At 64.2% G+C, this 10,316-nt stretch carries 8 protein-coding genes; 2 read left to right on the top strand and 6 right to left on the bottom strand.

Going from position 1 to position 10,316, the window contains the following annotated elements; genetic code table 11:
* Positions 1–1,978 (top strand): ABC transporter permease subunit (locus EOD07_RS10275; RefSeq protein WP_127235358.1); only part of this gene is annotated, 1,978 nt, incomplete at its 5' end.
* Here EOD07_RS10275 and EOD07_RS10270 read toward each other — a convergent pair.
* From EOD07_RS10270 to EOD07_RS10255, 4 genes are all read right to left on the bottom strand, one after another.
* Positions 1,979–3,262 carry an O-antigen ligase gene (locus EOD07_RS10270; RefSeq protein WP_127235357.1) on the bottom strand — a complete coding sequence of 428 codons (1,284 nt, stop codon included), beginning with the start codon at positions 3,260–3,262 and terminating at the stop codon, positions 1,979–1,981. It lies immediately after the preceding gene.
* Positions 3,263–3,301: 39 nt separating this feature from the next.
* Positions 3,302–4,393 carry an acyltransferase gene (locus tag EOD07_RS10265; RefSeq protein WP_127235356.1) on the bottom strand — a complete coding sequence of 364 codons (1,092 nt, stop codon included), beginning with the start codon at positions 4,391–4,393 and terminating at the stop codon, positions 3,302–3,304.
* Between the two features lie 120 nt (positions 4,394–4,513).
* Complete coding sequence (locus EOD07_RS10260) at positions 4,514–5,692, bottom strand: polysaccharide biosynthesis/export family protein (protein WP_245470015.1); 1,179 nt, start codon at positions 5,690–5,692, stop codon at positions 4,514–4,516.
* Positions 5,693–5,877: 185 nt separating this feature from the next.
* Positions 5,878–6,555 (bottom strand): sugar transferase, encoded by a 678-nt coding sequence (locus EOD07_RS10255; protein ID WP_127235354.1) that lies wholly within the window; start codon positions 6,553–6,555, stop codon positions 5,878–5,880.
* A 607-nt stretch (positions 6,556–7,162) separates the two neighbouring features.
* On the opposite strand from EOD07_RS10255, the gene EOD07_RS10250 reads away from it, so the two are divergent.
* On the top strand, positions 7,163–7,435 hold the full coding sequence (locus tag EOD07_RS10250) for an exopolysaccharide production repressor exox (protein WP_127235353.1): 273 nt from the start codon (positions 7,163–7,165) through the stop codon (positions 7,433–7,435).
* Here the strand turns inward: EOD07_RS10250 and EOD07_RS10245 are convergent.
* Complete coding sequence (locus tag EOD07_RS10245) at positions 7,409–9,304, bottom strand: ABC transporter ATP-binding protein (protein ID WP_127235352.1); 1,896 nt, start codon at positions 9,302–9,304, stop codon at positions 7,409–7,411. The genes EOD07_RS10250 and EOD07_RS10245 overlap by 27 nt on opposite strands.
* A gap of 8 nt (positions 9,305–9,312) precedes the next feature.
* Positions 9,313–10,293: a serine kinase gene (locus EOD07_RS10240; protein WP_245470013.1), complete on the bottom strand. Its 981-nt coding sequence runs from the start codon at positions 10,291–10,293 to the stop codon at positions 9,313–9,315.
* Positions 10,294–10,316 lie beyond the last annotated feature (23 nt).

Genomic DNA, 10,316 nt, shown 5'->3' with positions numbered 1-10,316 from the left:
TCCCTGGCTGGTCAATTTCCCAAAGGAATGGACGCTGCCGCTGGCTACATACATCAACGCCGTGACCGACGTGGTGGTCGCCGTCATCCAGCCGGGTTTCCGGGCGCTCTCCGCTCTGCTCGATGCGCCGATGCGCGGCGCGCGGCTGGCGCTCGCCTGGCTGCCCTGGCCGGCGGTGATGCTGGCTGTCGCCGCCCTTGCGCTGAAGTCAAGCGGCGAACGGCTGGCCATCTTCGCGCTCGCCACGCTCGCCTATATCCTGCTCGCCGGTTACTGGCCGCAGAGCATGAACACGCTGGCGCTGGTGCTGCTGGCGGTGCCGATCTCGATCGTGCTCGGCTTCCTGCTTGGCGTTCTCGGCCATGCCCGCCCGCGTTGGCGTCCGGTGCTCAACGGCGCGCTCGATCTCATGCAGACGGTGCCGGCCTTCGCCTATCTCATCCCGCTCCTGCTTCTGTTCGGCTTCGGCCCGGTGGTCGGGCTGATCGCCTCGGCGATCTACGCGACGCCGCCGATGGTGCGCAACACCGTGCTCGGATTGGATCGCGTGCCGGCGGCGATCAGCGAGGCCGGCCTGATGAGCGGCTGCACGCGCCGCCAGCAATTCTGGCAGGTCGAGGTGCCGACGGCGCTGCCGCAGCTTCTCGTCGGCTTTAACCAGACGACGATGGCGGCGCTGTCGATGGTCATCGTCGCCGCCATCATCGGCGGCTTCGAGGACATCGGCTGGGAGGTCCTTTCGTCGATGCGCAAGGCCGAGTTCGGCCAGAGCATCCTCTCAGGCCTGGTGATCGCGTTGCTCGCCATCCTCATCGACCGTCTCACCATTGGCTTCGCCAGGGCGCCGGAGACCGGCCCGACGCGCGCCATGCGCTGGATGACGCCACGCCGCCTGGCCATGACGCTGGCGGTCGCGCTGGCTCTTGCCGTCGTCATCCGGCTGGCCACGCCCGATGCGACGCTTCTGCCGCAAACCGGGCTGCGCATGCAGATGGGCGCCGTCAACGAGTGGCTGCTGGGGCTGGTGCGTGACTATGCCTGGTTCTTCAACGGCGTGCGCAATGCGGTGCTCTATTGCCTGCTGCTGCCGATGCGCGTCGGCATTTCCGGCTCGGCGACACCGGTCATGTGGGGCTTCTCGCTGCCGCCATCGGCGCTGGCCGCCTATGCCATCCTGGTGCTGGCCGTGGCCGTGCTGGCTGCGCGCCGTCTCGGCTGGCAGGCGGCGGCCGCGGTGCTGGCCGCCGGCCTCGTTCTCTACACCGGCTTTCTCGATCTGCCCTGGCCGGTCTTCATCCTTGCCGTCGCCTTGCTTGCCGGTCAGGTGGGCGGGCCGCGGCTCGGCCTCTTCGCGGTGGCAGGCTTCGGGCTGATCCTGGTCAACGGTCTGTGGCCGCAGCTGGTGCAGTCGCTCTATCTCTGCACGCTGGCGGTCCTGCTTTGCCTTCTGGTCGGCGGCGCGCTCGGCACATGGGCGGCGCATAGCGACCGCGTCTCGCACGTCCTGAAGCCGATCTGCGATGCATTGCAGACCATGCCGCAATTCGTCTTCCTCATCCCGGCGCTGATGTTCTTCAAGGTCGGCGAGTTCACCGCGCTGATCGCCATCATGCTCTACGCCATCGTGCCGCCGATCCGCTATGTCGAGCACGGACTGCGGCATGTGCGCGCCGATGTGGTCGAGGCGGTCGAGCAGATGGGCGCGACGCCGCTGCAGACGCTGCTGCAGGCCAAGCTGCCGCTCGCTTTGCCGGTCGTCATGCTCGGCCTCAACCAGACCATCATGGCGGCGCTGTCGATGCTGGCCATCGCAGCTCTTGTCGGCACGCGCGATCTTGGCCAGGCGGTCTATGTCGCGCTCGGCAAGGCCGATGCCGGCATGGGCTTGGTTGCCGGCCTGTCGATCGCCTTTCTGGCCATCCTGGCCGACCGGCTGATCCAGGCTGCGGTCGCGCGCTCCGCCGCTGCTTCCCACTGATCAGATGGGGGCCGGCATACGGCCATTGGCAAGTCTCTCGTCCTCGGCTGGGACGACCGCCCTGCGGCGCCGGAAAGCCGGCAACGGGGTCAGCGTGAACAGGCCGTAATAGACGATGAACGACGCCATGAAGTAGGGGCCGAGCATTTCGACCTCGAAGAAGGAGCGGATCAGCATCAGCCCGATCGCGCCGGCAAGCACCACCGAATCGGCATTCCAGTCGCCGAACACAACTTTCGACACATGGCCGTAGAAAGAGCGCAGGATGACCAGCGCCAGCAAGGTGACGCCGATGAAGCCGATCTCGACCAGCGTCTCGACATAGGTGTTGTGGAAGTGGAAGCCCGAGCGGGTCGAGATGTAGAATTCGGCCCACAGCCGTTCCGGATCGGCAAAGCCCTGCACCCAATAGGCGGCATAGCCATAGCCGAGCAGCGGATGCTGCTGCGCCGCCTCCCAGCCCTGTTCCCACAGATAGGTGCGGCCGGTGAGCGTCGAATCCTTGCCGAAGAGGCCGAGCACGACATCCAGCAGGCCGAGATTGAGCGCCGCCACCACGCCCGTCACCAGCGCGCCGGCGCCGACGATGAACAGCACCCGGCGATAGCGCAGCGACAAGACCTTGGTCATGGTGAGCAGCATCACGATGCCGATCACCGCCGGCAGCGAGGCAACCGACGTCGCCGAATGGGCGATGGCCAGCATGTAGACCGACAAAAGCATGATCGGCGCGGTCCAGACGAAGCCCAGCCAGTTGCGCCGGTAGAAGACCAGGAAGGCAAGGCAGAAGAAGATGCCGAGCGAGGAGAAGAAGCCGATCTGGTTCTTGGAGCCGAAGGCGCCGACGAAATTGACCGTGCCGTCGATCGTGTCGAGCGCGTAGGCGCCGACTTTCAGGGAATAGAGCAGGACGATGAAGATGCCGATCAGCGAGCCGACCACCAGCGTGCGCACGCTGATGGTGCGCGCCGCGACATAGGCGCAGACGATATGCGAGGAATATTGCACCGCCGCGCGCGCGCTGATGCCCGCCGCCTGGGACCAGAACACCGAGAAGCAGACATAGGCCGCAAGCAGTATCGGCAGCCAGGCGCTGGAAAGCCTCCAGGTGAAGCGCCGGTAATCGACGAAGAGCAGCGGCAGCCAGACGGCGTAATAGGCGAGGATCAGGATCTGACCGAAATTGGGCGAGTAGGCGAAAGCGACCATGGAAACCGCGACGGCGAAGGCGCCGTAGGTCTCGTTGCGGTCGGGATCGATCAGAATGGATTTCGGAATCTTCATGCCGGATCTGTCCGTTGAGCCCTTCTTCAGTGAGCCGGTCTAAGCCACGGCTCGCGCACGCTGCATCTGCCGCTGCAGGAAGCGCCGGACCGGCTCGTCATAGATGCGCGTGGCGATGTCGGCGATGACGATGACCGAGGCCGCCATCACGATGCCGAACCAGGGATGATGCGCGAAAGGATCGATCGAGAAGGCCTTGCCGGCTCCGGCTATGATCATAAGCATCGGCGTGTGGATGATGTAGATCGGATAGGAAATCCGCCCGAGCCAGCCATAGAAGCCGGACAGAAGCGGCGCGGTCGGCGCCACCGCGCCGGTCATCACCATGATCGGGAAGACGATGACGATCGCCGCGAGGTCGTAGGCAACGCGCGCGCCGCCGCCAGGTGCGATGGCGAAGACGGCAAGCGTGAGCAGGATCGCGCCCTCGACCCACAAGCCGCGCCGCAGGAAGCCGAGACTGCCTTGCCAGCGCGCCATCGAGCGGCAGAGCAGCACGCCGAGGAAGAACGAGAAGGTGACACGTGGCAGTCCGCTGAGGATGGTGTTGCCGGTCATGCCGAAATCCAGCGTGCCGGCGAAGATCGAGGCGACGACGAGCAGCACGAGGCTGACGGCGACGATGCCCGTCAGCACGCGCCGCGACAGCAGCACGAAGACCGCGACATAGGCGATGTTGACGATGAGCTCGAAGAACAGTGACCACGAAGCCGGATTGAGCGGGAAGATCGTGTGATAGGCATCGCTGACCAGCGGGATGAAGAACATGCCGGTCGTCAGCTGCATGCCGATCTCGGACAGCGGCATGTATTCGGCCGGCATCAGCCTGTTCTTGACCAGCAGGTAGAAGAAGCCGAGCAGCGTGCCGCCGAGATAGAGCGGATAGAGCCGGATCAGGCGGATGGCCACGAACGTGCCGAAGCCCATGCCGTTCTCGATCTTGCGGTCATAGGCATGCGCGATGACGAAGCCGCTGAGCAGGAAGAACAGATCGACGGCGAGATAGCTCGACGGCAGCACCTTGCCGTCGGCCAGGAATGGCGAGAAATGGTAGAGCATCACGCTGATCGCCGCCACGCCGCGGATGGCGTCGAGGTTCAGATAGACGTGACGCGGGGCTGCGGGCTGCATGTTATGCCTTCAAGCGGTCCAAAACAGATCGCCCGCCCGCGTCGTGCGCGAACGGGCCTGACGTGTTCCTCCCGCCTCCGTTCCTCGATTCGCTTCGCGCAAGCCGTTGCCGGCGGCGCGCTACTGGCTGGCCGTCGGCGCGAGCTTCACCTTGATCACGTCGCCCGGCAGCACAGGCGTGTCTTCCTTGGCTTCGATCTCGTTCGTCTTGCCGTCGGCAACCCGCACCAGCGAATAGAGCAGGGGCGGTTCTTGACTGCCGGTGAGGGCGGCGGTCGTTGCCGGATCCGACGCCTGGGCGATCAGGCCCTTCTGCATGCCGACCCTCAAGGCTGCCTCGTTCAGGTTCGCCTCCGTTTGCTGCCGATCGGCAGTGAGGCTCGAACTCAGTGTGTTACGGGCATCGATGGCGTCCTGCTCTGCCTTGCTGATCGACTGCTTGGCGGTGAGGATAGCCGTCTCATAGTCCAGGATCTTGCCTTGCAGGTCGGTGACCGTCTGCTGCGAGGAAAGCAATCGCGCATTGGCAATCAGGCCCTTTTGCGCCAGCGGACCGATGCTGTTTGCCTGCTGCTCCGCCAGGTCGACCTGCTTCTGCTGGTTGGCGATCTTCTTTTGCAGCGATTCGATTTCCGACTGCAGAACACCCTTCAACTGGTCGAGCGCATCAAGCTTCAGCTTCAGCGACTTCTGGTCGGAAACCAGGATGGCCGTTTCGTCGGCGACGATGGTCGGCAATCTCGAATCACCCTGGATTTCCTGAGGCACCTCGAAGGTCGTTTTCCCGGCCAGGTCGGCGTCGATGCGGGCTCGCTTGACCATCAGCCGCAAGCGCTGGTCGTCATAGATGTCATAGCTGCCCTTGGCGGTGATCAGATCCTTTTCGATCTGAGGACCATAGTCGGCATTGTGCCTTATGCCGCCGGCGATGCTGACTGCCTTGAGCACCGTCAGATCGGGCACGAAGGGAAACTGGCCGGGATTTTGGACTTCGCCCGAAATGTAGAACGGCCGGAACTGCGCCATCTCGACCGAGGCTTCCGGCTTGTCGGGTAGCGCTAGCTTACGTTGCAGCGCGAGCCCGATCGCCGAAGCGATCTCCGCCGTCGTCTTGCCGGCGGCCTGCATGTCGCCGACGAACGGCACCGAGAGCGTTCCGCCCGGGCCGATCGAATACTCGCCGTTGATGGCCGACCAGTCGCGGAACGTGCCGTCGACCGTCTGCCATTCGGCGACGCGGATGTTGAGCTTGTCCAGAGGGCCAAGCTGATAATCGCCGGCGGCAGCCAATTGCGGCATGGCCAGCGACGCCGCAAGCAAGAAGCCCGCGACGCGGGCCGGTGTCCGGGATATGAGACTGCAGGCGAAAGACAGTCCGAAGAGGTCTTTTGTCAAATGAACGTTCCCGATCCGCTTTGGCCCCATCCGCCCGATGAGATCACTGCCGGATGCCTGCCCCTAATCTGGCGGGGCAGCTCCGTCGGTCAATAGCTGCCGCGCGACATCCATACGGCAGGAACCGTCTTGAAGATGATGCGAATGTCCTGGAACATCGACCAGTTCTCGACATAGTGGCGGTCGAAGGCGACGCGCGTGTCGTAGGATACGTCGTTGCGGCCGCTCACCTGCCACAGCCCGGTGAGACCCGGGCGCGACTTCAGGTAATAGACCGCGGCGCTGCCATAGATCTCCAGTTCGTCGCGCACGACCGGGCGCGGGCCGACAAGGCTCATGTCGCCCTGCAGGATGTTGAGGATCTGCGGCAGCTCGTCGAGGCTGAGCTTGCGAAGCACATGGCCGACGCGGGTGACGCGCGGATCGTTCTTCAGCTTGCGCGTCGCGATCCATTCGGCGTTGGCTTCCGGGTTGGCGGCCAGATAGGCGGCGAGCACGCGCTCGCCGTCCGTCACCATGGTGCGGAACTTGAGGCAGGAGAAAATCCTGCCGCCACGACCGATCCGCTTGTGGCCATAGAAGATCGGACCGTTGTCCGAAAGCTTGACCAGCAGGGCGACCATCAGGAAAAGCGGGCTGAGCAGAACCAGCCCGGCCAGGGAACCGACGATATCGAAACTGCGTTTGAGCAGACCGCCGATGGGGGGTGGAAAATCAACGCCGACCTGCGCAAAACCCGCATTAGCCGACTTGGCGACGTCCCTCATGCAGAAGCTCCATACGTTGAACGGATGGTTTACGGCAAGATATCAAAAAAATGCTGCAGCGCAACACACAATTTCCCATCGCGCTGAAATGTTCACGTCATGAATTGACTAAATAATAAACCTGCCCTGCCCAAATTTTCACCTTTGTGGCATGTTTATGACAAGGTGAGAGCAAACCAGGAAAATGTAGTCCACCTTTTGGGCCATTTTTGGACAGTGCATTCTTTGCTGCAGAAGAAACGCGATTGCATGTCGCTGGGAGCACTCGCAACGGTAAGTTATTCAGCTAAAATACTAATCAAAGTGGTAGGTTTTACTGAAGCGGCAGGCGGTGCATTGAATAGCTGCCGGAGCCAGAGTGTGCGACGCAGCATGGTGGAGTCGATCTCGTAAAATCCTTGGAAACCATACCTGTCGGGCCTTGCTCCAACCGGCCCGCCTTAATAGAGTCGCAAATTGTTCCTGTCATTGTCTGCATGGGTAAGGAAGGCCGGAAGCAACCGGCCGGAATGGGCAGCCAGAAAGAACTCTTTGGCGCAACGGGGAGTTACGCGGGTGGGTAAGTCACAGCTTCTGCATGCTCGTCTCGGTTGAAGGACCGGCGAACATGTCTCTGCCAAAATTCATCATCGGCATGATATTCGCGCTCGCGATCGTCATCGGCTGGTCGTATTTTGACGGCGCATCGGCGGGCATCATCCTGTTGCGTGCCATCGTTTGCGCCGTGATCATCCAGGCGGGCTATTTCCTTCTGGTCTTCGCCATGATCGGCAGCGCCACGCCGACATCGGCCGACAAAGCCCGCGAGGCGGACCGCGCCACGATCCTGAACAAGGTCGCCGAAGGCGAAAAGCTAAGCGCCAGGCGCAGCCTCCACTGATCGTTCGACCGGCGACGGGACCGGTCCGGCCTCGACCGGGGGCGCGGTGCCGCGCTCGGCCTGCTCGCCCGACAGCATCCTCGCAAGACGGCTGCCGGCTTTTGCCTTCAGCCGCCGATATTGTCCGACCTCGACGATGCGTCCGTTCTCGATGGCCACGACCCAGTCGGCGAAGGCAATCATCGATGGCCGGTGCGCGATGGTCAGGATCGTCATCTGGCCGCGCAGCGCCTCGATGGATTGGGCGATCAGCGACTGATTCTGCCAGTCGAGCGCGCTCGTCGCCTCGTCGAGGATGAGCAGCGACGGCTTGCGCAGCAGCGCCCGCGCCAGGGCGATGCGCTGCCGCTCGCCGCCGGAAAGCCGCACACCGCGGTCGCCCACCACCGTATCGAGCCGCAATGCCAGCCGCTCCACGAAATCGGCCGCATGGGCGTTGCGCAGTGCCGCCCAGAGCTCGTCATCGCTCGCCCCGGGTGCTGCAAGGCGCAGATTGGCGGCGATCGTGTCGTGCAGCAGGAACACATCCTGCGGCACATAGGCGACCTGATCGCGCCAGGCTCGGCGATTTTGCGCCGTGATCTCCACGCCGTCGGCCAGGATCCTGCCGCTGGTCGGTTCGAGCAGGCCGAGCAGCATGTCGGCGATCGTGCTCTTGCCGGAGCCGGAAGGACCGATCAGCGCCGTCACCTTGCCGGCCGGCAGGCCGAAGGTGATATCGCCGACCACCGGTTTCCCGTCTCCTTCGCCATAGGCGAAGGAGACATCGCGGATGTTGAGGCCCGTCTCGAGCGAGAGTTTCGCGCCCTGTTCGGCCGCGCTCTCTTCCGTCTCGCGTTCTGCGTCGAAGCGAGCCTGGAGGCTTTGCATCGAAGCGTAGGCCGGCAGGTTGATCAGCACCTGCTGGGTCTGAAGCTGCATGTCCATGAAGCGCGGCGCGACGCGCATGAAGACCAGGAGCAGCACGACGATCTCGGCCAGCGACAGATGGAAGCCGACCAGCGCGATATAGATGAAGAGGCTGAGCCCGATCACGCTCGTGACCTGGAACAGCGCGGTGCCGAGCGAAGAGTTGCGGACGAAGGCGATGTTGTCGGCCTTCATTCTGTCCAGCGTCGCGCCGAGCTCGGCAAAGTAGCTTGCCTCGACATTCAGGCTCTTGGCGACCTTGATGCCGCCGAGGAACTCGGAGACCGTGCGGTACTGGTCCTGGCGGTTGCCGGTCAGCGTGCGGCCATAGGCGCTGGCGCGCGCCCGGAACGGCTGCAGGGCGATCAGCAGCACCAGGCCGACAAGGATGGCGAAGGACGTCATCACCGGCGAGATGAACAGCGAGACCACGAGGTAGCCGGTGAGAAGCAGCGTGGCCTGGGTGAGCATCAGCAGCGAGAAGGCCGCCACCTGCACCCGGTCGACGTCGCCGTTCAGCGCATGGTCGAGATCGGAGCTGCGGATACGCGTGAAGACGCCCCAGCGCGCCCTGCCGACGCTCTCGAACAGGTTCATGCGCACCCGGTTGACGAAGTCGTAGAGCAGCCGCGCCATGTAGACCGACTTGAAGCGGTTGAAAATCGCTTGCAGCGCCACCAGCGCGACGAGCAGTGAGAGCACGGTGGCGAGCGACAGCGTTCCGCCGGGCACAAGCCAACGCAACGCCTCCGGCACCCGCACCGCGTAATCCTGCTCGGCCTTGCCGATCAGGCGCAGCAGCGGGACGAGCAGCAGGATCGACATGCCCTCGGTGAGGCTCCCCAGGATCAGGAAGGCAAGCGCCGTCGCCGTGCGCCGCCCGCCGACATGCGCCATCATGGCGCCGAAGCCCGCGACATCACGGAAAAACGACAGGCGAAGCTTCGAAGACCAGCCCATGCCCTGGCTCACCTTGTCCCGGACGCCAGGTCGGCTTCGATCGCGGCAACCGCTTCGTCGATCCGGGCGAGTCCGGCCGGCACTTCGAGGCGGCTGACGCCGACCCGTCCGGCGACCTGTGCGCATTGGCTGAGATGCACCGAGGCGGAATCGCCCGGCAGCGCCTGGCGGCCGAACCGCGTGACATAGGAGAATTTGATGATCGCCGGCAGCGCGGCGCCCCCGGTCAGCGGCGAGATCGCGGCTCGCGCGCCGCGCTCGAGCACATAGAGGCGCGACATCGGCACTGCTTCGGCGGCAAATCCGTCGCGCAGCCGATGCTGCGCCTTGTCGATTTGCGGATGCACCTGCGGGCGCACCTCCGCCTGCTCGAGGCGGATGGCGCCGGCCGCGTCCGCGGCGAGCTTGAGCTGCGGAAATCCGGGCAGGATCATCGGCCGCTCGGGATCGGCCAAATCCAGCGCCACGACGTCGTCGGTGAGCAGCCGATGGCCGGCGCGGATCATCGCGCCCGCCGTCGTCGATTTGCCGGCACCCTTGTCGCCCATGAAGATCACGCTCTTGCCGCCGACGGCAATGGCGCTGGCATGCAGGACAAGCAGCCCGCGCTGGTGAAGAGCGAGCGCCATCACCGGCCCGAGCAGCGGAAAGGCGAGCAGGGGGTCGTCGACCCCCGGCGCAGGATCGACATCGATCCGGCTGGCGCCGCTGATCATGAAGGCGCCGACCGCCTGCCATGAAAGATATTGGCGCGTCGGCTCGAAACGGAACGCCGTGGCGCCCGGCGATGCACCGTCCGGAAAATAGACCGGCCCGACCGCGATCTCCAGGTCGGGCGTCGCCGGCGCTGTCGGTTCCAGTTCCGGCAAGCTCACTTCCGAACTCACGATCAGCCCGTAGGCCCTGTAGAAATGGTGCACACGTCCGGCCGGCGCCGCTGTTTCAGCGGCGGGTTCCTGCCGCTCAAGGGAAGCGATCGGGAAGTTCATGCAGGGGTTCCTTTGACTTGCCG

The organism is Mesorhizobium sp. M2C.T.Ca.TU.002.02.1.1, from assembly GCF_003997225.1.
This window is presented reverse-complemented; position numbering and strand designations above follow the sequence as displayed.

What these genes read in the sequence shown, in the direction of transcription:
- EOD07_RS10270 (WP_127235357.1), bottom strand. Translation starts at nt 3,262, where the DNA reads ATGAAGATTCCGAAATCCATTCTGATCGATCCCGACCGCAACGAGACC.
- EOD07_RS10265 (WP_127235356.1), bottom strand. Translation starts at nt 4,393, where the DNA reads ATGCAGCCCGCAGCCCCGCGTCACGTCTATCTGAACCTCGACGCCATC.
- EOD07_RS10260 (WP_245470015.1), bottom strand. Translation starts at nt 5,692, where the DNA reads ATGCCGCAATTGGCTGCCGCCGGCGATTATCAGCTTGGCCCTCTGGAC.
- EOD07_RS10255 (WP_127235354.1), bottom strand. Translation starts at nt 6,555, where the DNA reads ATGAGGGACGTCGCCAAGTCGGCTAATGCGGGTTTTGCGCAGGTCGGC.
- EOD07_RS10250 (WP_127235353.1), top strand. Translation starts at nt 7,163, where the DNA reads ATGTCTCTGCCAAAATTCATCATCGGCATGATATTCGCGCTCGCGATC.
- EOD07_RS10245 (WP_127235352.1), bottom strand. Translation starts at nt 9,304, where the DNA reads ATGGGCTGGTCTTCGAAGCTTCGCCTGTCGTTTTTCCGTGATGTCGCG.
- EOD07_RS10240 (WP_245470013.1), bottom strand. Translation starts at nt 10,293, where the DNA reads ATGAACTTCCCGATCGCTTCCCTTGAGCGGCAGGAACCCGCCGCTGAA.